Below are 24498 nucleotides of genomic sequence, written 5' to 3'. Positions count from 1 at the left end.
GGCCGGGTTGAGGCCGAGCCCTTCAGGCGCGGTCCAGACAGACCTGGGCAGGACAGGGTCAAAGAACAGGGGTCGGGCAGCGGCTGCTTGATGGTCAAGCCGTCGATGACCGCGCCGAGGCATCGAGGGCGCCGTACCGCCCGCGCCCGGCCGATCTGAACCGCCGTTCGCCGTGCCGGGCCCGGTTCGCCGGCTCGGTCCGGCGCTTGCCCTGCCGATCGGTGGCATCATCGACAGCCCTGCCCTGGCCTGGTCTCTACCGGCGATGAACAGGCCGGTCCACCAGCGTCCGGCAGCATGGAGCCCGCACCGCAGATCGGCGCGGCCGGGTTCGGCGAGAACGTCGATACCGTCGCCGTCCTGGAGGACACGCCACCAACGCTCGCCCTCGGCGCAACTGGAGGAGCTGCGCGAGGCCCATTCGCCCGCCAGTTCAGCGTCGTCGATGGCCTGCAGAGCGGCCTGATGCCGATCACCGAAGACCTGCGCCAGCGCCTGGTGGTTCATCATCGACAACGAGACCACGCCCTGGTCGGCCTGGTCGCCATCCGTCGACTGATCGGCGAGCCGATCCTACGGTACTCGATTCCAGTACATCGACGGTTCGAACGTGCGCCGCGTACCGACGCCAAGATCGTGGTCGTCGTCGTACATCGAAATCTGACCAGCGAGGAGTTCACTGCTGTCGATCGTCCAGGCTTCGGCTGCGCCATCGAGGGTTGCGCATTGTCGCCGTTGCGCGAGGGCCTGGCGCAGAGTCGGGATGGGCTGCCCGTGCACGGTGGTGGCCCGGCGTTCGAGACCGGCCTGATCGCGGCACGGCCCGACTACGTTCTCGAGGAGTCGGTCGCCGATCTGCATGATCTCGACCGACGGGTGGCCGAGTTCTTCACCAGGTCATGGCCACCCGGTTCGAGGAGTCGGTTCGCCGACGGCCGCAGAATACGCCGGCCGATGGATACGGCCCGGCATGCCGCCGAGGGCGATCCGACGGTACTGCGACCTCGCCCACCGACCGCCCGGCGCTCCTCATCAGCCGGGGTCGTTTCACGGTTCAGCAGCGCCTCGCATGACGGCACACGGGCCCGCCCCGGGGCAAGCAGGCTTTATTGGCCAGGTGGCGGCCGTGCAGCAACGAACAACCGCCTGGCTGCACGGCCGCGCGATCGGTGGTGTACATCGGCCTGGCGCCACCCACCGGCGTCCTTCTGCGGGCGTCGGCACCGGCCGCCCGGCTTGCCGCCGCCAGGCCGGCGCGAGATACCCTGGCGGCGGGCTGGCGTACTCAGGTGGCGCTCCTCGATGGCGGCGAGGTCGGCGCTGCCGTGGTTGCAGCGCCAGCTCGCGCAGCGCGGCAGGCCACGTCGCGACGCCGCCAGGGCGGCGTCCGCGCGGGGACCGCAGCGGCCGGCGGCACCAGGCTCGGCCTTCTCGCGCGTGCGGGCCGCGCTCCGGGTGACGACGTCCTGTCGATCGCGGTGGTGACAGACCGGGCGTGCCGCGGGCTGGTCGACCCGGTAGACCGGCGGCAGCCGCGGTGTCGTCGAAGGCCACCAGCAGCGAAGTGCGTCTGCCACGTCGCAGACCGAGTCGGCGCAGGATCGCCGCGGTCAGCCGGCCTGTTCTGGCGTGGCCTCGGCGAGGTATCCACGGCCACGGGTCGAGCGGATGCCGCCGGTCCGCACAGCGAGTCCCCGGGCGGTGATGGGCGTAGGTCCCCGGTGGCGCAGGTCGCGGGCGACGCGTGCGGGTACTTCGGTCGCGGTGATAGGCCGAACACCACGGCGTGGCCTCCAGGGTACCGGCGCCGGGCGCGCCGTCGACGGGCGGCGCCCCGCCCGGCGCGGGTAGTACTGGGCGGGTAGCCGGTGGCGGTGTCCACGGTCCGGGAATGCGGCGACCGTGGTCGGCCAGGGCTGCCGAAGGATCGCGTACGATCGCGATCACGTCGGCGGCGGTAGGCCGGCCGGGTTCAGGATGAGGACGCGCGACGCTGACCAGGCGGGCGGCGCTGGCCTGGCTTCCCGGCGATTGACCAGCTGGTGCTCTTCATCAGCACATCGCGGCGGTGTCGCCGGCGGCGTAGGCCAGCGTGGCGACGGTATCCAGGTCTTCGATCAGCTCGCCGTGGGCGGGACGGACGCCTCGGTGGCCCGTTGAAGCGGCCGCTGACGAACGAGCCGATGCGTCGATGACGGCGACGGCGGCGGTGACGAGGGCGAGTAACACGGCGGCAGCGAACTAACAGCACTCACTGTATGGAACTCATACACCTAGGAAAGGCCCTCGCAGCTCTTCAGGCTATGACCTGCAGTTTTCGCGTATCTCGACATGCGTCCCGCGGGACGTGCATCGCCTTCGGCGTGGGTCTCGGTTTCTCCGAACGATAGCCCACGCGGCTCCGCAGCGGCCCTGTGAGTCCGGCAGTGCGCCGCAGCCGGCGGACGGGCCTTGAACCGCAGGTTTCTCCAGGGCGGATGTTCCGATTTCTGCGCGGGACAGCATGGCCACTTCCGCGTGGACAATCCACACTGAGCGATCTGGAGCTTTCGGCCTGTAACGACGTAGGCCGCCCTCAGCACGCGCAAGGTCGTGCAGCGAACTCGCGGCGAGGTGCAGCCGGGGTGGTGCGAGCGGTGGCTACGGCGGAGTTGCCGGGCGCGTCGTCCTTCAGGGCGCTTCGGTAGACGCCGATCGACCGGTTGCCCTGGAAGCCCAGGCGGCTTCACGCCGACGGCCGTGTTGTGCTGCTCGCTGCTGTCGATGCCCGCGAGGTGCTGGTGGTGCGCTCAGGCGACGAAGCCCCGATACCCGGGGAGCCGGCGCTGGGCTCGATCGCCTCGACCGCGGCGTAGAACATCAGGACCTCCAGATCCGCGCCCTGCTTGGCGACCGCAGGCGCTCCAGAAGCGCGCGCGGTCGCCCATTCGGCGATCGGCGACGTCGCTGATGCCCAGGCGGACATGGTCACAGGATGCCGTGCGTGCTGCGGGCCCCAGGCCGTCCGCCGCGGCGCGGGTACGTAGAACGAGTTCGCCGAGGACGAGCGACCAGCCACCGCGCTCGATGCAACCCGTCGTCGAGGCCGACCTCGCGGACCAGGGCGTCATTCTCGGAGGCGCGCCGAACAGGTGTCGATCAGGCCTGTCGTTCTTGGTGTACCATGCTCCTCTTCCATACGGTCTGCCGGCGTTCATGTCGACGTCGGCTCGTCATCCTCCTTCGTACCGGCCCACACCAGGGATTTCAGAGGGGAAGATGTACGATAGGTCAGATCAGCGACTTTCCTCCGGGAACACGCTGACCGGCACCAGGATCCAGACCGGCGAGTGTTTCCCCTCCAGGGGAAAGGTGCGTCCCAATCTGACACTCAAATAGCCTCGATTGATACATCACATGGCCTCTGACCAGCGACGATGCGTGTTCCCTCTATACGTACCTATCCGTAGGCTCCAACCAGCCCCCTCCCGCACGTGAGGGCCAGCCACCGTGTCGCACTGCCCTCTCGACTCCAGGGCTGCCCTCTGAGCCTGTACGTGGCTTACGGCGTGCCCATCCTTACTAATCTCCCGCCAATTCATCGGCGCACGTGTTCCCGACTTTTATGCCGCTATTCTGGAAAAGGCAGAATATTATTCCGCGCCTTTCCCTTATCCATTCGATTCCGCGCATCTGAAACATTCCGCGAACCCTTTTACCTGCTCGGGGGTGGTGCAGTCCTATTCCAGTCTTAAGCTAGTCTATATTTTTGAAGCACACGCCCGGATCACTCGTCCTACCCGCTCCGATCTCCGTTCGATCCGCCACCCGTCCCGACTGTCCGTCACCACCCCTTCTCCTTGTTGCTGCTCGGGCCGCAGGCCCGTGGGTGGGCCGCGCGGAGCGTGGCACACCTGCCCACCCGTGGCTGTACTGGAGTTGACGGGGGATCTGGGGGATGGCTGGAGCGGAGCGGGCAAGCCCGGGTCGGCCGGAAGCCGGCCCCGGCTCCGCAACGCCGGGCCGCCTGTCCTGCGGTTGGTGGCGGGCACGCAGTGCGTGCCACCTGGCGGTGAACGCAGTGAACCGCGTCCGTCACGCGGAGCGGGAGCGGCCAGGCCCCGCAGGGGCCTGGCTCGCTTCTACGGGCGCAGCCCGTAGGGACCCGCCCGCGCGCGGGGCGGGTCCCTACGGGCTGCGCCCGTAGAAGCGAGCTGGGCCCCTGCGGGCCTGGCCGCTCCCGCTCCGCGTGAGCGGACGCGGTTCACTGCGTTCACCGCCAGGTGGCACGCACTGCGTGCCCGCCACCAACCGCAGGACAGGCGGCCCGCGTTGCGGGCCGGGGCCGGCTTCCGGCCGACCCGCGGCTTCCGCTCCGCTCCAGCCATCCCCCAGATCCCCCGTCAACTCCAGTACAGCCACGGGTGGGCAGGTGTGCCACGCTCCGCGCGGCCCACCCACGGGCCTGCGGCCCGAGCAGCAACAAGGAGAAGGGGTGGTGACGGACAGTCGGGACGGGTGGCGGATCGAACGGAGATCGGAGCGGGTAGGACGAGTGATCCGGGCGTGTGCTTCAAAAATATAGACTAGCTTAAGACTGGAATAGGACTGCACCACCCCCGAGCAGGTAAAAGGGTTCGCGGAATGTTTCAGATGCGCGGAATCGAATGGATAAGGGAAAGGCGCGGAATAATATTCTGCCTTTTCCAGAATAGCGGCATAAAAGTCGGGAACACGTGCGCCGATGAATTGGCGGGAGATTAGTAAGGATGGGCACGCCGTAAGCCACGTACAGGCTCAGAGGGCAGCCCTGGAGTCGAGAGGGCAGTGCGACACGGTGGCTGGCCCTCACGTGCGGGAGGGGGCTGGTTGGAGCCTACGGATAGGTACGTATAGAGGGAACACGCATCGTCGCTGGTCAGAGGCCATGTGATGTATCAATCGAGGCTATTTGAGTGTCAGATTGGGACGCACCTTTCCCCTGGAGGGGAAACACTCGCCGGTCTGGATCCTGGTGCCGGTCGGCGTGGCGGGTTCCCCTGGAGGGGAAAGGGTCGCTACGGTCAGGCCGCGTACATCGTTCCCCTCTGGGGGAAATCCCAAGGTGAGGAGCGGTATGGGCCGGGCAAGGCCAGCGGTGAACACCAGCACGGGCGAGTACGTCCAGCTGGAGCTGCTGAAGGAGGATGACAAGCCGTACGACTGGAGCGGTGGCGGTCGGCACGTGAACGCCAGCAAGAAGCTGGGCGCCGGGCTGTGGAAGAAGGGCAGCGGGTACACCAAGAACGACAAGCTGGTCTACGGCTACTACCTGTTCAACGCGCCGTCCGGGGATGAGCCGCTGCGCCTGAGCTTCCGCGAGATCGGCAACGACCTGGAGTTGCGTCCGAACGCGGTGAGCAAGTCCGTGGGTAACCTCAACAGGGGAGGCTTCCTCCTGGAGGCCGAGAAGGTGGGCCGGGTGAAGTTCTACAAGCTGAACGCCCGCGCCGCCTACGACGGCGGCTCGGGGCGGCAGCGCAGGGCCACGCAGCACGCACGGCATCCTGTGACCACGTGTCCGCCTGAGAAGAAGGAGAAGGAGGCGTCATGACGTCGCCGATCGCCGAGTCGTTCGAGCCGCGCTTCATGGAGGCCGGCGAGCTCAACGCCCTCCTGCTGCGGTCGCAGCTCAAACAGGGCGCGGATCTGAAGGTCCTGATGTTCTACGCCACCGCGGTCCCGGTCGGGGATCCGGTGCGCAGCACGGCCACGGACATCGGGAAGCTGGTCGGCCTGAGCACCACCAGCGCCTCGCGGAGCATCGGCCGACTCGCGGAGAACGGCTGGCTGACGCTCGCTTACACGGCCGTCGGCGTGAAGTTCTACCGCCTGGGCTCCAAGGCAACCGGTCAGTCGGCGCCTACCGAGCCCGAGGACGACGACGCGCCCTTGGCGACCGTCCGGCAGCTCCACGCTTCGTAGCCACACCGCTCGCACCGCGGCGCTGCACCTCCTCACGGTGCAGCGCCGTTCTTGCGCGTGCTGAGGGCGATACATCGTTCCCCTGGGCGGGAAACCAGCAGGTCGGCGACGCCTCAGGTGTGGATTTGTCCACGCGGAAGTGGCCATGCTGTCCACGCAGAAGTGGAACATCGTTCCCCTGGAGGGGAAACCTGCAGTTCCAAGGCCCGTCCGCGTTGTGTCGGCTGCGACACTGCCTCCGGACTGCGCCAGCTCACAGGGCCGCTGCGGAGCCGCGTGAACATCGTTCCCCTGGAGGGGAAACCGGACCCACGCCAGGAGCGTCACCACGTCCCGCACGCGGGACGCGTATGTCAGATACGCGCATATGTTTCCCGCAGGCGGGAAACGCGCAGGTCGTAGCGCCGCGAAAAGAAACACGAGAGGGCCCCTTCCCTAGGTGTATGAAGTTCCATACAGTGAGTGTATTGAAGTTCATACACCTAGGGAAGGACCCGCCGTGTTACTCGCCCTCGTCACCGCCACTATCGCCGTCGTCGGCACGCTCCTCGGCTCGTTCGTCAGCGGCCGCTTCCAGGAACGGGCCGCCGAGCGGTCCGTCCGCGTGAACCACGGCGAAACGATCCGGAGGGACCGCCTGGACGCCGTCACCGCGCTGGCCTGCGCCGCCAGCGACCACCGCCGCACGATGTGGATGCGCGGCGACGCGGTCCTGAAGGGAGCCAGCACCGAGCTGGTCCAGTCTCTGCGCCGGGAGAGCCACCAGACCCGCTCCCAGGTCACCCGCCCACTGGTCACGATGCGCGTCCTCATCACAGACCCGGCCGTACGCACCGCCGCCGACCACATGATCACGCTGACGTACGCGATCCGGGACCACTTCGGCAGCACCGAGGAACTCACCACCGCACGCGAGGCCGCGATGCTCGCCCACGACCAGTTCGTGGACACCGCCGCCGGCTACCCCGCCCAGCACGTCTGAACCGCCCACGTGCCGCCGGGCCGGGCACACCGCCCCGAATGTCATCGCTCTCCGGCAGCACTCACGCCCAGCACCCGGTCACCTCTGGAGGGCCACCGATGAACACCGTAGTGATCACCTCGTTCGGCTATCTGCACGACCAGGAGCCGCCCGCGCACGCGTGCTACGACCTGCGCCACCAGTTCAGGGACCCTCACCTGCGGCCCGAACTGCGCTACCTCACCGCCCGGGACGCCGCTGTGCGCGAGACGGTCATGGGGACCGACGGCATCCTGCCGCTCGTGCACGCGATGGCCGCCACCGTGGACGCCTACCTCGCCGGGCCGCGCCAGGACGAACCGGTGACCGTGGCGGTCGGGTGCGCCGGCGGTCGCCATCGGTCTGCGACCGTGGCGGACGCACTCGCTGCTGTGCTCTCCGGTGACACCGCGGCTGCCGCCGGATACCGGGTCGGCGATCTCGCCGAACGGTACGAGGCACGCGGTCTGGCCGTCGAGGTCCACCACCGCGACCTCGACAAGGACGTCGTCACCCGCTGAGCACGGCCCACACACCACCCGAAGGAGGCCCGGTGAACACCGAGCCTGAGAACACCAACCACCTCGGCCGCCCCGACCTTGCGGTCCCGCTCACCGCCGCGGACGCCGCCCTGCTCGGCGGCGACGGTGAGCAGCTGGCCACACTGCTGGCCACCGCGCTGCACGGGCTGGCGCTGCTGCGCACGGGCCATACGAGCAGCGCCGACCTCGCCACCACCATCGAGGGCACCACCGGGCTCATGGAGCGGCTGGAGGCCGTACGGGATGCCTCCCTGCGCCAGCCCGCCGCCAAGGACATCTCGCACGCCGACCTGGCGAGGGCGATGCACCTGGAGAGCCGGGCGACCGCGCAGTCCCGCCGGCGCACGCTGCTGAGGACGCCGGTGGGTGAGCTGGAGCGGTGGGCCACCGGCACCACCGACTGATCGCGCGAGAAGCGGCCGTGCAGCAAACGGTTGTTCGTTTGCTGCACGGCCGCTGCCTGGTGCTGTAAGGGCCTGCTACCCGGGGCAGGCCCCGTGTGCCGTCCGGGTCGTGCGAACGCTCTGCTGGACCCTCTGCGGACCCGGTCCGCGGAGGAGCCGTCGGCCCCGGCTGACGGAGGAGCGCCCGGGCCGGGCAGTCACAGGTTCCGGGCGAAGGTCTCGCAGTACCCGAGGCTCGTTGCCGCCATCCCGAGATCGCCCTCGGCGGCGTATTGCCGGGCCATGTCCATCGGCGCCAGCATGTTCTGCAGCGGGCTGTCCTCGCCGGTAGTGCCGGCTTCCTCGAACCGGGTGAGCAGTACGCGGTCGGCCTGGTCGAGAACTTCGGCCCACACCCCGTCGTATGCTGCCGGGTCGACGCCGGTCAGGCGGGTCAGCCACAGATCGGCGTGCGACTGGAGTTGCTCCTCGGGGGAGCGGTAGTCAAGGACGGTGCCGCACGACATCGGGCCGGTCTCGGGGTGGTCCGTGACGCCGGGCCACCCGTCCAGGTCCGCGGCGTGCACGGGGCACAGGTACGCGATCCAGGCCGCGCCCGCTCCGGAGCTCTGCGCCGGGCCCTCACGCACAACGGCGGTCTTGAGGGAACACTGCACCGGCATGCGCAGCCCTCCGATGGCGCGGCGGCCGGAGAGCTTCTGGACGATCGACGGCACAGTGACTCCTTCGCTGGTCAGACCTCGATGTACGCGACGACGACCACGGTCTTGAGCGCGCTCACGTAGTACACGCAGCGCACGCGTTCGAATTCATCTGTGTACTGGCGGAGCTCGGGCCGGGTGCCGTCCCCGGGGATCGGCTCGCCGATCTCCGGGTCGACTGAGATGGCGACCAGGGTGCGGTCCAGGGCGTGGATCTCGTGCTCGGTGGTGAGTTCCTCGAGCTGCTTGGCCGCGGAGTCGCTGAACGCGATCCTGGCGCGGCGCGGGGCATGCTGCGGGGCCATCAGGCGACGGCCGGACGCTGGGCGGCGAGGCGGGTGAGGTGGGCCTCGCGCAGCTCCTCCCAGGGGGTGCACTCCTCTATCGAGGGCAGGCCGTTGGTGGCGATGTCCTCCAGGACGGCGGCGAGCCGGTCGGCGTTCTCGCGGGTCTTGGCCGCGTACGCGCGGACCGCGTCTGCGGTTGCGGGCTCCAGCTGCTGCCGGACGCTGGTGGGGACCGGCTGTTCGCTCATCGAGGACTCCGTGGGGCAGAACTGTCGTGTCTCACCACGGTATCGCCGGGGCAGGGCGCCGGACCCAGGAACCGGCGAACCGGGCCCCGGCACGCGACGGGCGGGTTCAGGTCAACCGGGCGCGGGCAGTCACGACGCCGCACGTGCTCAGCCCGATGCCGCCAGCGGGCTCATCGGTGGCGCACCAATCCATCCAAAGCGGATCTCACTGCCCGACCCTGTTGGCGTCCCCCGGAGCCCTGTCCTGCCCAGTCTGTCTGGACCCGCTGCCTGAAGGGCGCGGCTCGGCCTCAACAGAGGCCGGCGCCGCGCTTCAGTCCAGGGTGACTCGATAGACAGTGGACTCTTTCCGTTGAAAACCTGCCCGCTCATACAAGCGGTTCGCAGCCTCTCGCGAAGGGCGCGATGTGAGGTCGACGGTTCGAGCTCCTGCGTCCGCGGCCAGGCCAAGGGCCTTGTCGATCAGGACCTTGCCGACCCCGTGGCCACGGGCGGCGGCATCGACCACTACATCCTCGATGTGAGCCCGCAGGCCGGACGGCAAGGGTGACATCACCAGCGTCAACGTCCCGACGATCACGCCCTCGACACGGGCCACCAGCAACGTGTTGGTGCTGACACCCGTCAATCTCCCCACTGCTTCATGGTCCAGGGGCTTGGCCTTGGATGACAGCTGCGGAAGGAGACGAGCGAACGCCTCCACCACTTCATCAGTCGCCTCGTGAACGACACCAGTCTCAACACTCATGCTCTGGAACTTATCGGCTCCTGGGAGTTGCCGATCAGCAAGCGGCGACCGTCTCGGACCAGATCATCTGAGGCAGGGGACCAGATCGACGGAGGGGCATCTACCACCACCGGTCATCCTTCGCTGACATAAGCGAGCGAGTGATCACCCTTCATTGACACAGAAGGCCACTGGTCATCCATCGGTGGCAATCGATCAACTGGCGCAGGTCAACCACAGACTCCCCCAAGGAAGCGAAGACTCCCACTGAGGGCCGCTTGTGACCCCCAGAAAAGGACATAGGCGGTCATGTTGTCTGCGGCGTGACACTTATCCATGAGGTGCGCGGTAGTCACGGTCTGTCAGCGTGACACCGGCTCCGGGCTCTGCGGGACGCGCCCTTCCCTGAACGAGCAGCAGACGTACCGATCTCCGCTGCCCTCGCAAGGCGCCCCGCGCTGCTGCCCGTCGTCGTGAACATTCGATGCGTGGCGGCGGCCACAGCGCTGCCGGACGCCGCTGTCACGGACAGAGCCAGCCCCCAGCTCTTCGCCGGGGAGCTGAGGGCTGGGGGCGTCGGTGATCAGTTCCGGAGCGGCGGCCAGACGTGCGGCTCGCGGCACTGCCCGCAGACCGCGCATCCGCCGCACCCCGTGCACCACTGCTTCGGGAGGTGCGGGCAGCCGCAGATCGGGTTGTAGTCCGGGTCGTCATCACCTTCGAAGTACGGCTCCCCGAGCGGGGGCGCGTAGTCGACGTAGAGCTCGCCGTCGGCCGCCAGCTCTTCGTACCGGGGGCCGCAGCCCGTCGACTCCACCCACACGGCGACCACGTCCTCACTCACAAGCTGCTCCCCGGGTGCGGAGTGAGGCGGCGAGCGCGTTGGTGGCGGCCGGGTCGGCCTGGGCGAGACGGCCGGTGAACTCCCGCTCGTCGTCGGTGGCCGGGGCGCCGATGCGGGCGAGCGCGGCAAGCAGGGCGGCATGGGCGCGCACCGGGGCAGGCAGCGAGCCGACGGCGGCCGTACGGGCGCCCGGGGCCGCGTAGTGACCGGAGTGATCGGCGAGGGCGCGGGCGAGCCAGTCATCGACCGCTTCGACGCGGTAGTCGTTGCGGTCGGCCAGCAGTTCGCGGGCTGCTTCGTCTCCGGACCGGCTTGCCACGGTCCGATCGAGTCGGCCGGCCCCGGCCAGGGCCGCCAGTTCCTCGGCCCGGTCGGCGATCTGCTGCTGCTCCTGGCGGCGCTGTTGCTCGGCCTCCTCGCGGCGCCGGTCCTCGGTGAGCTCCTCCTGGACGACGACGTCGGCGTCCGGGTCGTACGGGCCACCGGTCGCGGCGAGCAGTTGCACGATGCGCTGCCACTCCGTGAGCTCCGCTTCACGGCGGCCGCCGTCGTCGAATGCGGATTCGTCGCGACGGCCCAGGTGCGCGTCGAGTTCGGCCCGTTCGAGGCCCGCCACTGCTTCGGTGTGCGTCATGCCCAGCGCGCGCCGCCGCACCGCGGACCGGCCGGCCTTCGCGTAGTCGATCGAGGGGCGCGGGCGTCGGGGACACGGCCACGGCGCGGACGCCACCCGTCGGACGTGTTCATCAGGACTCGCTTTCACATAGGAATCGGAAATCGCGGCTCGCCCTGAATTGCACTTCGGCGAGCTGGTCACCAGGTTTACAGCAGTCGCGAATTTTGCGCTGCTAAAACTGGATGTTGAGCCACTCCACGTCCGCGAATTTCACCTCCAGGCCCGCACGGCCGCCGCCGCCTTGACGGAAATAGGTGTCCGCGATGGCCTCCGCGACTGCGTCATGCAGGTCGCTCTCCGTCGCGCCGTCCTCCTGCGCGGCGTAGATCGCGGCCGCGTGGGAGGAGCTGACGGCGACGCTGATGTCTCGCACCCGGCCCGCGTCCGAGGTGCCCTCCGGGCCGAATCCGAAGTACGCCCGGCAGGAGATGATCAGCCCGCCCGAGGACGTCGCGCGCTGCCTTGCCTGTGCTCTGACCTGCGGTTGCCACTCTGATTCGGTCTCCTGCACCAGCGCCTCCTGGAGCCGCTTGTTCGGGTTGGTGGAGGCACCCGAGAGGTAGGCGCTGCACCGTCTTGCGCGAGACGCCCAGACGTTCGGCCAGGGTCTTGGTGGAGCCCTTCTCGCGCGTGCGAAGGAATTTCATCTGGGCTCGCGCGGATTTCGGTGCGGGCCGGGTGAACAGGGCCCGCTCCGCACGGGCGAAGCCATCCAGGATCTTGGAGCGAGTTCGGGCCGCACGCTTCACGTCGTCATCAGTCATGTGATCATCAGGCCCGACCGGGCCTGTGGACAGAGGCCGACGCACGGCGGGCCGCACGGCGGGCGTCGGGGCGGGGTCGGGTCTGCCTACCGTGGTCGGCATGACGACGACGCCCCAGGGCCAGGCGGTGCCCGTGCCGGTGCGCGTGGTCCTGCCGGACGGCCAGACCTTCTCTGGGGTGGATGCTGTGGGGCGAGGTAGGCCTAGGGGGATTCCCGCAGCTCAGCGCCAGGTTCCCTGACGCTAGCAGCCGCAACAGGTGTTGCACGAAAGCTGGTTCGGGTGAATGCGCCCGAAGGGGGCACCCGCGGTGGCGATGGAGATGAGGGAGCTCGACCCAATTCGAAGGTTCGCCCTGTGGCCGATGCGCCGAAGGTGGCGGGATCATCCCAGGCACGGGAGCAGGTTCAGGTACCGGGTATGGCGAACTGCTCACGTGCGCGCGGCCGGGCGACACCGTGAACATCTTCGAGATGTTCCGCCTCGTGCGCGCGCAACCCGTCAGCCGTATCGGTCAGCCTCACCATCGACGACATCACTGGGCCGGTAAGAACCCTGTCCTCGATCCTGCTGGCTTATTCCGTACCCAGCAGGATCGTCACCAGCCGCAAACGGCGGCATCCCTATGACGGGCCCGGCAGTCCGTGTTCCCTCCGTTCTACGGACACGGACGGTTGCCATGGAAATGTCGGTGTGCCGTCCGGGTCCAGGCCATACGGCCACAGCCTGTTGAAGATGTCCGGCGGCCCCTCTGGGTGGGTCAGGGCGCCGGTGTCGCCGTGGTCGGCGGCCTGCCGGGCGAGGGCTTCGGCACCCTCTCGGTCCCCGGCATGCTCCCGCATCTTGGCCAAGCGGGTCAGGGCCCAGATGTCGTCGTGGTTGGCGGCCTGCCAGGCAAGGGCTTCGGCGCCCTCCCGGTCCCCGGCATGCTCCCGCATTACGGCCATGTAGTTCAGGGCGCCGGTGTCGCCGTGGTCGGCGGCCTGCCGGGCGAGGGCTTCGGCACCCTCCCAGTCCCCGGCCTCCACCCGCCTCTCGGCCATGTGGGTCAGGGTGCCGGTGTCGCCGTGGTTGGCGGCCTGCCGGGCGAGGGTTTCGGCGCCGTCCCGGTCCCCGGCCTCCTCCCGCCTCTCGGCCAAGACGGTCAGGGCCCAGGTGTCGCCGTGGTCGGCGGCCTGCCGGTAGAGGGAGGCGGCACCCTCCCAGTCCCCCGCCCTCACCCGCCTCTCGGCCATGTGGGTCAGGGTGCCGGTGTCGCCGTGGTTGGCGGCCTGCCAGGCGAGGGCTTCGGCACCGTCCCGGTCCCCGGCCTCCGCCCGCATCTTGGCCAAGCGGGTCAGGGCGCCGGTGTCGCCGTGGTCGGCGGCCTGCCAGGCGAGGGAGGCGGCACCCTCCCGGTCCCCGGCCTCCGCCCGCCTCTCGGCCAAGCGGGTCAGGGCGCCGGTGTCGCCGTGGTCGGCGGCCTGCCGGTAGAGGGCTTCGGCGCCCTCCCGGTCCCCGGCCTCCGCCCGCATCTTGGCCAAGTGGATCAGGGCGCCGGTGTCGCCGTGGTCGGCGGCCTGCCGGTAGAGGGCTTCGGCGCCCTCCCGGTCCCCGGCCTCCGCCCGCCTCTCGGCCATGTAGTTCAGGGCGTAGGTGTTGCCGTGGTCGGCGGCCTGCCGGGCGAGGGTTTCGGCACCGTCCCGGTCCCCGGCATGCTCCCGCCCCACGGCCAGGCTGAGTAGGGCACCACTGTCGCCGTGGTCGGCGGCCTGCCGGTAGAGGGCTTCGGCGCCCTCCCGGTCCCCGGCATGCTCCCGCCTCTTGGCCAGGTGGGTCAGGGCGTAGGTGTTGCCGTGGTCGGCGGCCTGCCGGTAGAGGGCTTCGGCACCGTCCCGGTCCCCGGCATGCTCCCGCCCCACGGCCAGGCTGAGTAGGGCACCACTGTCGCCGTGGTCGGCGGCCTGCCGGGCGAGGGTTTCGGCGCCGTCCCGGTCCCCGGCCTCCTCCCGCCTCTTGGCCAGGTGGGTCAGGGCGTAGGTGTTGCCGTGGTCGGCGGCGCGTTGGAGGAGGTGGTGACTCCATTGCAGGCGATGCCGGTCTGTGGCTGCTTGGGCGAGGTTGTTCAGGTCGTCGGGGTGGGTGAGGTGGGTGTGTGCGGCATACCAGAAGGATGCGGGTGGGCACAGGTGGCGGCGGGTGGTGCGGCCGTGTTGTTCGAGGTAGTCGGCGAGCAGGAACACCGGGCCCGCGGGGGGCGGCGGTGTGGTGACGGCGTCGGTGGTGGGGGTGGGCGGGCGTTGTGAGGGCCGGGGCGTGGTGTGGCGCAGGGGTTCTTGCTTGCCGTGGACCCGCTCGGCGAGTTCGGCGTAGGCCTGTTCGGCCCAGTCGTCGGTGAGCTGGTCGTAGTCGTGGTCGCTGAGGTAGTCGCGTGCGGCGTCGGTCAGGAAGGCCCGGGGGATGTGGAGGCCCGTACCGAGTCGGCGGGCGTCCATCGCCGCCTCCAGAAGCGCGCGGGAGGCGGCCTGGCGGGGCTGTTCGTAGCGGCGCAGGAGCTCGGGAGCTCCGGCCAGATCCTGGGTGATCCGGCCGCCGTTCCGGCTGCGGGTGAGCGCATCGGCCAGCAGGGCGTCGCCCTGCTCGGCAAGAGCCGCAGCAGCGGTCAGGGCCGCTGTGTCAAACGTTTCGGGGACACTCACCATGTGTCCGGCCATCAGTTCCCGCACCAGGCTGTACGAATCGTCTCCGCCCGGTTTGGGCAGGGCGGTGTAGTGGTGTGCGTACTCGGGCCACAGCGTGCCCAGGGCCAGGACCGGGCCGCGTTCCTCGTCGAGCAGCAGCTGGCGCACTGCGGCCGCGATCCGCTCGCCAAACTTCCGGTCGCCGAGGTAGTGCTGTGCCTCGTTCAGCCACACCACCGTCTGCGGCCCGACCCGGTGCAGCTCCTCAAGTGCGGCTTCGGCGCGGGTCGGATCGAAGGGATGCCATAGCCGCCAGCCCTTCTCGGCGAGCGGCTGCACGGCCTCCCAGCACGCCCGGGTCTTACCCGTCGAGGAGGCCCCGACCAGGACCACGATCTGGCTGCGGCCCGTGGCGGCCGCGGTGACCGCGTTGGCCAGCACCTGGTCGTGCTCGCGTCGCGCATACCCCGGCAGTGCCCGCACGCCGTCGGTGTTCGACGGGCTCTTGCCGGGTCCGGCGGGGTGGACTTCCAGTTCGTGCGGATCCCACTGCCCGATCGGCCGGCCCGGCCCCGACATGTCGGCGGACGTGGTGCCTGTCTCCCCGGCCGCGATCCGCCGCAACTCCAGCAGCTCTTCCCTCGGCAGCTTCAGCACGTCGGCCAGCACCGTCACCGTGTCTACCGACGGCACCCCCTTGTTGGGGGAGAGCGCGTTCGACACCGTCGTACGCCCCAGTCCCGCTCTCTTGAAGAGTTGCGTCTTATCCAAGCGGGCGAGGGCCCGCCCCTCATCCAGTCTTGAGCGCAGCTCGGACTGTGCTGACCGTTGGCGGTCCGGCTCGTCGTGCATGTGACGGCCTCCAGGTCGTGTGTGCCCGTGTTCATCTTCGTTCAGGTGAACCATGGCGCACAGCGGTTCCGCGAACTTGGTCCCTGTCAACACCCCACCGTGTCCAGGAAGTCTGCCGTGACCGTCGCTCTTGTCCTTCTCAGCATCGCTGTCGTTCTCCTCGTCGCGCTGCTGTCCGCCGTCGGCGCCGGCATGCTGGCCCGTATCGACGGCGCCACCTGGCCAACAGCCTGCACCCGGGCTGCTGGCACCTTCGCCGCCGTCCTCGCCCTCGCCGCCGCCATCACCGCAGCCCTTTCCCCCTTCTTCACCTGATGTCCAGCCCTCCCAAGTCTCCGAAGGGTCATCACGACGGAGCCTCTGCCATCACAAGGCCCAGACCAGCTATCTGGCTGAAGGCTGGACTAAATCGGCGGATCCTCGCGTCTCGAACACCCTGGACTCAACCACTCCAACGAGCGTCGGGCAGGGGAATAGCGCACGGTCCGAATAGGGCCTCTTCACCAGGTGGACGGCGGTGTGGAGGCTGCGGAGTACCGGGTGTGGGTGCGCGCCCCCGAGCATGTACGGCCGGTCGACGGCGTCTCCTACGACGCCGTGCCTACCGAGCGGCTGCCGCCGCCGTCGTCGGTGCGCGAGGTGCTGGGCCCCGCCGGCCCTCGGGCTGGGTGTTGCAGAAGGTGGGCGGCGGCCGCGGGCCCGGCCGTGCCGTGCTCCACGCCGTCGACTGCGCCGAGGCCCCGCAGGACGCGCCGCTGCTGCCTCTGGCGCGGGCGCTGGACATCGCGGAGCAGCCCGGTACCCGACTGTGCTCCCTGTGCGGCGCAGGGCAGGAGTTGGACCCCGTGCTGCGCGGCTTCGACCACATCGAAGGCGGCTGATCATCATCCCTGCGGGTGATGGTGCCCTGGTGGGCAAGGACGCCCGGTCAGTACGTTCCCCCTGACTTGATGTGGATGGACGAGGAGCGCGGCGCGTTACGGGGGCTGCGGGTTTTGATGTGGGTGGTGATCGCGGTGGAGGTGCCGGTGCACCTGGTCCAGGTCGGCTACCAGGCCGGGCAGCAGCTGCCCCGCCCCGGCGACGTGGCGTCGTACGGCCGGTCTGACCTGATCGAACCCCGGGACGGACAGACCGCTCCGGCCGTACGGTCACATCAAGACCAGTACCAACCTGCCCAGGAGACGTAGTGATCCCAGCGCAACACCCCTATGAAGCGAACTACAAGCAGGAAGCAAACGGCCGCACGGTCTACAGGAGCAAGCCCGTCATTGCCTGGGACGACGAGGGCCAGGCGCTCGTCGTTGATGAGCGCAGTGGTCGACTCGTCCCGGCGGACAGCGGCCGTAACTTCACCGGGCTCTCGGAAGGTGGGCACCTTGTTGTCGCCGCCATCCCCGGTGGTGGGTGGAGCGCTCGGTACAAGAACGAGGATGGCACGTTCACCGTGGACCCGCTGGTGGCCTGGACCGTCCGAAGCGACGGCATTCTCACCCCCGTCGACACCGACACCGCTGGCCTGTGCGATGACGTCACCACCATGGGCAACTTCGATGGCCTCGTTGCCCCCAGAGCTGAGACAGGGACGGCACAACAGGACAGCTCGGCATGACCGGGCTGTTCTTCATCCCGGCCGCCGCCTCCCGCCAGCTGCCCGGCGTCATCCGCCGGCGCTCCCGTCGTACGGCGGCCGCGCCAGGTGGGTCGGACCCGGACCCCCAGTAGGCCGACCGTCCAATTGCCCAGGGAGCGGTGCGGCGGGCATACCGCGCGCCTCTGCGAGGAGAAGGGGAGAGCGTGTCTGAAGACGACGACACCACGGCGGCGGAAGCGTCGCTCAGGAAGGCCGTGGAGCAGCTGAGCAGTGACGGGCCGGGCGACGACAGCAAGGCCGCCCGAGAGGCCGTCCAAGCGCTGTCTGACAGCGCTGGGAAGGCGTGGACGCCCGAGCAGGAGACGCAGATCAGGGCCATGGTGGACCAGATCCGCAAGGTGCGGGATCTGAACCGGCCGGGCGGGGGCTGGTGGCGTCGGCGCCGGGAGTGGCGGGCCCGGGAGCGGCTGGTCGACCTGATGATGACCGGCGGCCCGGAGCTGCTGAACGAGGCGGAACTGCGGCACTGGAAGAGCCACGCGATGGTGGAACTGCTGCTGAAGTTCACCGACAGCGCGATGAAGAAGGACGACACGGTGGAGACGCTCGCCAGAATGGAGGCGCTGGACGCCGTAACGTACGAGGACTACCAGCAGGCCAAGAAGACACTCGCCGAAGAGAAGGCCGCCGTCGGCTGACCCGGCGACAGCATCTGGCAGGGGCCCCGAACCTCACGCCGGTTCGGGGCCCCTGCCGTGGGCGGGTGATCACAGCTCGATGTTGAGCCGCTCCACGTCGGTGAACTCCACGCCCAGCCCTTGGGCGCGGCTGTTGTTGGCGCGGAAGTACATCCGGGCGAGGCCGTCGGCGGCGATCTGCCGGAGCTGGTCCTCGGTCTTGCCCTGCTCCCGTGCGTTGAACAGCTGGTCGGCGAACTCAGGCGGCAGGGCCTGGGTGATGTCGCGGATCCGGGCGTCGTCGGTCGTGCCCGATTCCGCGGTGAACCCGAACCGGGCGCGGGTGGAGACGACCAGGCCGTCCGCGGACGCCGCCCTCTTCCTCGCCTTCGCGCGGATCTGCGGCTGCCACCTCTTCTTGACCTCGCGCTCCAGGCGGCCGCGCAGGTCCTGGCGGGGCCGCTTGAGCTTGCCCGAGACGTAGCGTTCCACCGTGCGCTGGGAGATCCCGAGCGCCTGGGCGGCGGCCTTGGTGCCCTTGAGCTGCTTGACGAGGTACTTCATCTGCGCCTGGGCGCTCTGCGGGATGCGGCGGGTGAACGCCCCCTCCAGCGCGCGGTCCAGGCTGTCCCCGAGTGAGTCGACCATGGGTTACTCCCCTTCTCCGGCGCTCTGGTCGGTCTTGATGAGGTTGGCGATGTTGAAGACGCCGCCGCGCTCTTCGAACTGCTGCTCTGCCCACAGGACGGTCTGGGCGCCCTGGTGCTTGACCATTCCGGGCGAGACCCCGAGCCGGAACGTGCCCGGCGCCGGCTTGCCCTCGGGCGTGTGCGGCAGGACGTCCAGCGGCGACGGGCCGGGCGAGGGGTAGACGATCGCGTCGGTGCCGATCGCGACCGGGTACAGGTCGGCGGTGGCCGCCGTCTTCATCAGCTTGCGGTGCAGGCCGGTCCGCTGGTTCGCGAGCACGGCGGCCCGGATGTCGGGGCGCCACGTCCACCGCTCCAGCGCCGGGTAGGGCTCGTAGTACGGCACCTGGCCCCGGGAGCGCTGGCGCAGCTTGCCGATCGCGCCCTTCGCCGTCGCCTTGATCGCGGTCTCCAGCAGCGCCATCGTCGGGTCGACCTGCTTGCGACGCGCCATCGCCTCGAGGAACTCGCTCCCGGTGAGGTCGGTGGTGACGCCCATGTCGGCCATCGTCTCCACGTAGGCGTCGCGCAGCCGCTTGTACCAGGAGTCGAGGTAGCGGCCGGTCTGGGTGCGCACGTACGCCTCGATTGGCGCGACGTCGAAGCCCAGCTCCACCGCGTACTGCACGGTGGGCGTGGCGTACCAGGCCGGGCCCTCGGGGCGGTCGCCCTTCGGCGTGAACGGGGAGGGCAGCCGGGAGCCGTCGACGGTACGCCCGTTGATCCGGACGCGGGACAGGTCGACGTGGGACAGGTCGACCAGCCACGAGCCGGGCAGCGACGCGTCGAACGCCGGGTTGTTCTCCAGGTGGGTCGGCCCGTTCAGCCCGACCGTGAGCCCGTTCGCGGCCGCGGCAAAGCTCATGTTGAGGTCGACGACGACCAGGAACTGGTTCACGCACTCGTCATCGGTCAGCGGCCGGCACCAGTCGTAGGGCTCCTCCATCAGCATCTCGGCAGGGGTACGCAGGTGGTGCCGGGCAAACTTCCCCTTCAGGACCGGGTGTTCGTCGGGAACCTCGCACTCCACCACGGGATAGAGCTGGGTGAGCGCGTCGTCGTTGAAGGCCCGCTTGAACTCGCCGGTGGCCTCGTCCTTCTCCGCGCGGGTCGGCGGGCGCAGCGCGACCATCAGCTCCAGGCCGGTCGTCGCCGTGGTGCCGCGCGGCGTCATCACCCGCTCCGCGTACAGACCGAGGTACCGGGCGAGGTCGGCCGGATGCATCGTCGGCAGGACCGGGTTGTCCTTACGGTCCCACTCCCGCGCGTCCAGCGCGTTCCACGGCAGGACGCACAGCTGGACGCAGCGGCGCCTGGAGCCCTCGGGCTCACGGAAGACACGCGCCCACGGGCCGAGGCCGCGCTGCGTGAGCTGGAGACCGGCCTTGGCGATCTGCTTGACCACCTTGTGGCTGTCCGCGAGCCGTCCGTGGCGCTGCTCCTCCTCCGACAGGGCGGCGGGCAGGCCGTAGCGGTGCAGCGCGGTTGCGGTCAGGACGAGGATCGGGTCGGCGTCGCGGCCGTTGCGGTGCAGCCGGGCCTGCCCGAGCCTGGCTTCGGTCAGAGTCCAGTCGACCAGAGACGGGATCGACTTGGCGGGCACGTCCAGGACCAGGCCGCCGACGCAGTACGCCGACACCTCCCCGTCGGCGTCGGCGTCGATCACCGCGAGCGGGCCGTTCTCGAAGCGCGGGTCGACGGCGCCGGCAGCTGTGGTCTTCTTCGCCGCCGCCTTCTTCGCACCCGGGCGCCGCGACGTCGTCGTCGGCCTGGTGCTGCTCGCCTCGGTCGTCGGCCGGGACGGCGGGACAGCGGCGGCGGGCGCGGCAGGGGCCGGCTCCGGGGCCGGGCCGGTGAATGCCTCCGGGACCACCGGGGCCGGGGCAGGGGCGGGCGCGTCGGCGGCCGGGGCGGGGAAGCGGGCGGCGAGGCCCTCCAGCAGTCGGGCGTAGGCGGCGCGCTTCGGCGGCCGCGGCTCGGTCCGCCCGGTCTCCCAGTTCCCGACCGCTTCCCGGCGGGCGGTCAGCGCCGTGGCGATCTGCGCCTGGCTCAGGCCCGCCGCCTCGCGCAGACGCTTGCGCTCCGCAGGGTCCGGCAGGTCGTCCTGCGCGACTTGCTCCAGCAGTGCGTCGACGGCGCTGAACAGCTCGTTCTCAGTGGACACAGAAGTCACCTCCAAACGCATCGTACCCGATCGCGCATCGATTCACGCATTCAATCGCGCATGAATCACACACGCTTCCCGGCGGCGAGCCACGCGGCCACGCGGAACAGACGTTGAAGGGGTGCAGCCTCCGTCTGAATGCTGCACCCCTTCAACGTCATCTCAACGAGCTGCCTCGTATCGGGTGGCCGGCTCGGCCGCAAACGTGCCGTCGTAGAGCTGCACGTCAGTGAGCTCGAAACGCTCCTGCCCGTGTCCCATCGGCCACACGATGACCGTCCCTGCCGACCGCGTGCTGGTCAGCTGCTTCGGGCTGCCGTCTTCTGTCAACGTACCGAGCAGGGTGTAGCGCCTGGCCGTCGCATTGCGCTGGTCCGCAGGCGCTGCCTGGTCACCGATGAACTCCGTGAGGCTGGTGGACGCTGGCCCCCTCGCTGGGCCTCGTGCGCGCCGCCGCCAGGTGCGGAAGCACCACATCACGGTCCCGACGGCTCCGGCCGAGCCCAGAGCTCCCAGGAACTCCGGCAGCGCGTCGGTGAGAATCTCCATGATCGGTCGCCTCTCGTGAGCAGGCCGTGCCTGCGGATCTGTGGAATGCCCTGTGCTCGGGCAATTCGAGGATCCACCTGCGAGGAGCGTTCACGTGCGGGTTGGATGTTGTTCTGCCGACAACACAGGGTTGTTCGCGATAACCCTGAAGGGACGTCAAGAGTGACTGGCGCAAATCGGCCGGGCCGTCCATGGGGGGCGATCAAGGGGCGCTGCACCGAGATCAACGACCTCGTCGGCATCGTCAGGTCGTGGCTGGACGAAGCGGCTCTGAGCGTTTCCGAGCTGCACTCCCAGCTCACCCCGGATCACTTCCACGACGGAGCAGTTCCTCCGCTGCGGAAGCTGCGCGAGCGGCTCGCAGGTGAAGGCCTGGCATGGGACCTGGTCGAGGCAGTCGCGGATTCCTGTTTCCGGCACGAACCCCAAGCAGCGACGACTCGCCGCATGGAGCCGGCGCGCTTCTTATGGGAGGCCGCCCAAGCCCACCCCACCGTGATTGCTTCCGATGGCGAACCGGCAGTATCCGCCCGTGAGCTCTTCCAGGCCCAGGAACGAACCCTCAGCGCGCTGGAGGAACTCAACCGTGTGCGACAGGCCTACGAGGCCAGCGAGCGCGCACGCAACCAGTCACTGCAGGTCGCAACTGTTCTCTTCAACCTCCTGGGCCAGGCTCAGGCCCAGGTCTCCGAACTCACGCGCCGCCTGGACGCTCTGAATGGTGCTCCGGACCCGGATGCCACGGGTATCGGTTCCGTGCGCCACCGTCTCGGACGTGCCACGGCGCAGCGAGGCGATCTGAAGCTCCAGCTCGCTCGTGCGGAGACCGAACGAGCGAAGGCCCAGGCCCTGGCGGACGTGGCGGCCCGCCGGATTCTCGTCTTGGAGGCCGAGCTCAAGGGCCTCCGGACTGCGGGCAGTCCGGAGGCCTCGCCCCCGCTGGGGCCGGAAGTGCGCCTTCCTCAGCAGTTCACTGGCCGCTCTGACGAAGACGGTGCGCTCGATCAGATGGATGAAGCGCTCCAGACGGCCCGCGGTCTGCTTGACCGCGAGCACGAGGCTGTGGAGGAAATCGCCGACGAGCTGGGGTGGCGTGAGTCTCCTGGCGACACCGGGCCAGACGCGGAGTGGCTAGGCCTGGATCCTGATGGACCTCGCGTGACCGTGGGTGGCGAGTTCTTCGGAACAACCCCGAACAACCCTCCCAGCAGCGATGAAGAGCCGGGAAGCGGGCTGGTTCTGAAAAGGCAGTCAGACCGTATGCGGTTCGTCGGAGCCGCGTCCCGGCGGATCTCCCGCGGAATGGACCTCGATGAGATCGTCCTTGGCCTCTGCCGGGCCGCGGTACCAACGTTTGCGGACAAGATCGTGGTCTACCTGCGTGACCCGCTGCCGGTCGGCGACGAGCGCCCCGTGAAACCCCTCGTGCTGCGACTGCGCCGCAGCGACCAACTGCGCCCGCCCGTCGAGGAAAGCAACGGCTCAGCCCGTGCCCTGCTGCCGGTGCTGGACCCGCAGCCTGCACCCGCCCCGCCGGCCGAGCTATGCGAAGTACCCTCCGGCAGCGCGTTAGCCGAGGTACTGCGTGGTGTGCGCCCCGTCTTCGGCGACTCAGCCGTCGCCCAGGCCGCCCTGCCCGAACTCTTGGGCGACAGTTGCAGTACACCGAGCGGACATCGGGTGATCCTCGCCCCGCTGCGCGGCCGCCGTCGTGTAGTCGGCGCGGCGGTCTTCGAGCGCGGAGCCGGGCGGCCGGCGTTCGACTCGGACGACGACCTCCTGGTCGCCGCCCAGCTCGCCACCCAGAGCGCGCTCGGCATCGACAAGGCCGTGATGTACGGGCGGGAGGCGCATTTCGCCGACAAGGTCCAGCGCCTGATGCTGCCTAACTCCCTGCCGCAGCAAACTGGCGTCAAGCTCGCCTCCATCTATCTGCCAGCCGCCGAGACAGCCCGGGTCGGCGGCGACTGGTACGACGCGATCCCGCTGCCCGGCAGCCGGGTCGCCCTGGTCGTCGGCGACGTCATGGGGCACTCCATGACGTCTGCGGCGATCATGGGGCAGCTCCGTGCCACCGTGCAGACCCTGGCCGGGCTCGACCTGCTGCCGCAGGAGGTCCTGCAGCTCCTCGACGAACAAGCCCAGCGAATCGGCCCGGACGCGGTGGCGACCTGTCTGTACGCGGTGTACGACCCGGTCGCGCACCGGATCACCATCGCCAACGCCGGGCATCCGCCGCCCGTCCTTCTCCATCTGGACGGCAGTGCGGAGGTGCTGCAGGTACCCACCGGTGTCCCGATCGGGGTCGGGCACGTCTTCGAGGCCGTCGAGCTGGACGCGCCCGCAGGGGCCACGCTGCTGCTGTACACGGACGGTCTGGTGGAGTCCCGGTTGCGGGACGTCTGGACCGGGATCGAGCTGCTGCGCGAACGGCTTGCCGCCACGGCCCGACTGAATGGCCCGGACCACCCGCTGCCGCTGGAGGCACTCTGCGACGACGTTCTGGACATGCTCGGCCCCGGTGACCGGGACGACGACATCGCGCTGCTCGCGGCCCGCTTCGACGGGATCGCGCCGAACGATGTCGCGTACGGGCACCTGGAGCCGGACGAAACCGCCCCCAGGAAAGCCCGCAGGCTGGCCCGCCAGACACTGAGCCGCTGGGGCCTGGACGACCTGTCCGACACGGTGGAGCTGCTAGTCAGCGAGGTGGTGACCAATGCGGTGCATTACGCGGAGCGACCAATAACGCTGCGGCTGCTGCGTACCGAAATTCTGCACTGCGAGGTCATCGACGACTCCCCGCAGCTGCCCCGGCGGCGCCGGGCGCGGGACATGGACGAGGTCGGCCGGGGCCTGTCGGTCGTGAGCCAGCTGGCCAGGCATTGGGGTGCCGCACGGCTCTCGATCGGCAAGGTCGTCTGGTTCGAGCTGAGTCTGCCGCCAGTTCAAGCGGCGAACAGCCAGAAGCAGTAGCGATGGCCGATCCGCTCCCCTTCCTCCACCGGTTCGTGAAGCTCGCCCTCGCCTTCCACCACGCCGCCGCGCCGCTGGTCTGCCCCTTACCAACGCCTCTCTCACCCAATGGCTCGAGGGCAAGCACACCACCCGCACCCGCTGGCGCGCACTGGTCGAAGCCCGTTGCACCCTGCTCGCACAGAACTGACCGACGCGCTG

25 protein-coding genes and 3 pseudogenes are annotated in these 24498 nt (G+C 69.4%); 11 read left to right on the top strand and 17 right to left on the bottom strand.

From position 1 onward, the window contains the following. The 4 genes from OHA98_RS41385 to OHA98_RS41370 all read right to left on the bottom strand — a co-directional run. A partial coding sequence (locus tag OHA98_RS41385) for a hypothetical protein (protein WP_266933544.1) occupies positions 1–516 on the bottom strand: 516 nt, incomplete at its 3' end. A 57-nt stretch (positions 517–573) separates the two neighbouring features. Then, on the bottom strand, positions 574–861 hold the full coding sequence (locus tag OHA98_RS41380) for a hypothetical protein (RefSeq protein ID WP_266933542.1): 288 nt from the start codon (positions 859–861) through the stop codon (positions 574–576). A 1191-nt stretch (positions 862–2052) separates the two neighbouring features. Then, positions 2053–2229 (bottom strand): hypothetical protein, encoded by a 177-nt coding sequence (locus OHA98_RS41375; protein ID WP_266933540.1) that lies wholly within the window; start codon positions 2227–2229, stop codon positions 2053–2055. Between the two features lie 496 nt (positions 2230–2725). After that, a complete protein-coding gene (locus OHA98_RS41370; RefSeq protein WP_266933538.1) occupies positions 2726–2965 on the bottom strand; it encodes a hypothetical protein in 240 nt (79 codons plus the stop codon). A gap of 2151 nt (positions 2966–5116) precedes the next feature. On the opposite strand from OHA98_RS41370, the gene OHA98_RS41365 reads away from it, so the two are divergent. From OHA98_RS41365 to OHA98_RS41345, 5 genes are all read left to right on the top strand, one after another. Then, a complete protein-coding gene (locus OHA98_RS41365; RefSeq protein WP_266933536.1) occupies positions 5117–5572 on the top strand; it encodes a transcriptional regulator in 456 nt (151 codons plus the stop codon). Next, positions 5569–5943, top strand: a complete 375-nt coding sequence (locus OHA98_RS41360) for a hypothetical protein (RefSeq protein WP_266933534.1) — start codon at positions 5569–5571, stop codon at positions 5941–5943. Before OHA98_RS41365 ends, OHA98_RS41360 begins: the two co-directional genes overlap by 4 nt. Positions 5944–6442: 499 nt before the next feature. Further along, positions 6443–6925: a hypothetical protein gene (locus tag OHA98_RS41355; RefSeq protein ID WP_266933533.1), complete on the top strand. Its 483-nt coding sequence runs from the start codon at positions 6443–6445 to the stop codon at positions 6923–6925. A gap of 98 nt (positions 6926–7023) precedes the next feature. Further along, positions 7024–7464, top strand: a complete 441-nt coding sequence (locus OHA98_RS41350) for an RNase adapter RapZ (protein WP_266933531.1) — start codon at positions 7024–7026, stop codon at positions 7462–7464. A gap of 32 nt (positions 7465–7496) precedes the next feature. Then, the gene (locus tag OHA98_RS41345) at positions 7497–7889 is read left to right on the top strand and encodes a hypothetical protein (RefSeq protein ID WP_266933529.1); all 393 of its coding nucleotides are present in this window, start codon (positions 7497–7499) and stop codon (positions 7887–7889) included. 197 nt (positions 7890–8086) lie between these two features. On the opposite strand, the gene OHA98_RS41340 is transcribed toward OHA98_RS41345, so the two are convergent. The 9 genes and pseudogenes from OHA98_RS41340 to OHA98_RS41300 form a co-directional block, all read right to left on the bottom strand. Beyond that, positions 8087–8605 carry a hypothetical protein gene (locus OHA98_RS41340; protein ID WP_266933528.1) on the bottom strand — a complete coding sequence of 173 codons (519 nt, stop codon included), beginning with the start codon at positions 8603–8605 and terminating at the stop codon, positions 8087–8089. A gap of 17 nt (positions 8606–8622) precedes the next feature. Continuing rightward, positions 8623–8895, bottom strand: a complete 273-nt coding sequence (locus tag OHA98_RS41335; RefSeq protein ID WP_266933526.1) for a hypothetical protein — start codon at positions 8893–8895, stop codon at positions 8623–8625. Further along, positions 8895–9125 (bottom strand): hypothetical protein, encoded by a 231-nt coding sequence (locus OHA98_RS41330; RefSeq protein WP_266933525.1) that lies wholly within the window; start codon positions 9123–9125, stop codon positions 8895–8897. Before OHA98_RS41330 ends, OHA98_RS41335 begins: the two co-directional genes overlap by 1 nt. Before the next feature lie 313 nt (positions 9126–9438). Further along, on the bottom strand, positions 9439–9873 hold the full coding sequence (locus tag OHA98_RS41325) for a GNAT family N-acetyltransferase (RefSeq protein ID WP_266933524.1): 435 nt from the start codon (positions 9871–9873) through the stop codon (positions 9439–9441). Between the two features lie 562 nt (positions 9874–10435). After that, on the bottom strand, positions 10436–10696 hold the full coding sequence (locus tag OHA98_RS41320; RefSeq protein WP_266933522.1) for a hypothetical protein: 261 nt from the start codon (positions 10694–10696) through the stop codon (positions 10436–10438). Next, positions 10689–11330: a hypothetical protein gene (locus tag OHA98_RS41315; RefSeq protein ID WP_266933521.1), complete on the bottom strand. Its 642-nt coding sequence runs from the start codon at positions 11328–11330 to the stop codon at positions 10689–10691. The genes OHA98_RS41320 and OHA98_RS41315 overlap by 8 nt, the downstream gene beginning before the upstream one ends. Positions 11331–11544: 214 nt before the next feature. Further along, positions 11545–11883 (bottom strand): hypothetical protein, encoded by a 339-nt coding sequence (locus OHA98_RS41310; protein ID WP_266933549.1) that lies wholly within the window; start codon positions 11881–11883, stop codon positions 11545–11547. Between the two features lie 91 nt (positions 11884–11974). Next, positions 11975–12019 (bottom strand): annotated as a pseudogene (locus OHA98_RS41305) (hypothetical protein); the annotation flags it as partial. Between the two features lie 740 nt (positions 12020–12759). Beyond that, positions 12760–15567 (bottom strand): hypothetical protein, encoded by a 2808-nt coding sequence (locus tag OHA98_RS41300; protein WP_266933519.1) that lies wholly within the window; start codon positions 15565–15567, stop codon positions 12760–12762. A 198-nt stretch (positions 15568–15765) separates the two neighbouring features. Between OHA98_RS41300 and OHA98_RS41295 the strand changes: the two genes are divergently transcribed. The 5 genes and pseudogenes from OHA98_RS41295 (at position 15766) to OHA98_RS41275 (ending at position 17940) form a co-directional block, all read left to right on the top strand. Continuing rightward, a complete protein-coding gene (locus tag OHA98_RS41295) occupies positions 15766–15963 on the top strand; it encodes a hypothetical protein (protein WP_266933518.1) in 198 nt (65 codons plus the stop codon). A gap of 195 nt (positions 15964–16158) precedes the next feature. Then, a pseudogene (locus tag OHA98_RS41290) lies at positions 16159–16529 on the top strand (DUF6233 domain-containing protein); the annotation flags it as partial. A 75-nt stretch (positions 16530–16604) separates the two neighbouring features. Further along, a complete protein-coding gene (locus OHA98_RS41285; protein WP_266933517.1) occupies positions 16605–16838 on the top strand; it encodes a hypothetical protein in 234 nt (77 codons plus the stop codon). After that, entirely contained in the window at positions 16838–17260 is a 423-nt protein-coding gene (locus tag OHA98_RS41280; RefSeq protein WP_266933515.1) for a hypothetical protein, read from the top strand. Before OHA98_RS41285 ends, OHA98_RS41280 begins: the two co-directional genes overlap by 1 nt. A gap of 185 nt (positions 17261–17445) precedes the next feature. Next, the gene (locus OHA98_RS41275) at positions 17446–17940 is read left to right on the top strand and encodes a hypothetical protein (protein WP_266933513.1); all 495 of its coding nucleotides are present in this window, start codon (positions 17446–17448) and stop codon (positions 17938–17940) included. A 69-nt stretch (positions 17941–18009) separates the two neighbouring features. Here the strand turns inward: OHA98_RS41275 and OHA98_RS41270 are convergent, their stop codons facing one another. The 4 genes from OHA98_RS41270 to OHA98_RS41255 form a co-directional block, all read right to left on the bottom strand. Further along, positions 18010–18567 (bottom strand): XRE family transcriptional regulator, encoded by a 558-nt coding sequence (locus OHA98_RS41270; RefSeq protein ID WP_266933511.1) that lies wholly within the window; start codon positions 18565–18567, stop codon positions 18010–18012. A gap of 3 nt (positions 18568–18570) precedes the next feature. Then, positions 18571–20772, bottom strand: coding sequence for a helix-turn-helix transcriptional regulator (locus OHA98_RS41265; protein WP_266933510.1), 2202 nt, complete (start codon positions 20770–20772; stop codon positions 18571–18573). A gap of 162 nt (positions 20773–20934) precedes the next feature. Further along, a complete protein-coding gene (locus OHA98_RS41260; protein WP_266933508.1) occupies positions 20935–21321 on the bottom strand; it encodes a hypothetical protein in 387 nt (128 codons plus the stop codon). A gap of 630 nt (positions 21322–21951) precedes the next feature. Beyond that, the gene (locus OHA98_RS41255) at positions 21952–22377 is read right to left on the bottom strand and encodes a hypothetical protein (RefSeq protein ID WP_266933547.1); all 426 of its coding nucleotides are present in this window, start codon (positions 22375–22377) and stop codon (positions 21952–21954) included. A gap of 186 nt (positions 22378–22563) precedes the next feature. Here OHA98_RS41255 and OHA98_RS41250 point away from each other — a divergent pair. Continuing rightward, positions 22564–24297 (top strand): annotated as a pseudogene (locus OHA98_RS41250) (SpoIIE family protein phosphatase); the annotation flags it as partial. Between the last annotated feature and the right edge of the window lie 201 nt (positions 24298–24498).

Source organism: Streptomyces sp. NBC_00654 (genome assembly GCF_026341775.1).
GTDB lineage: Bacteria > Actinomycetota > Actinomycetes > Streptomycetales > Streptomycetaceae > Streptomyces.
Note: the sequence above shows the minus strand (reverse complement) of the source record. Positions and strands in the feature narration are given on the sequence as shown.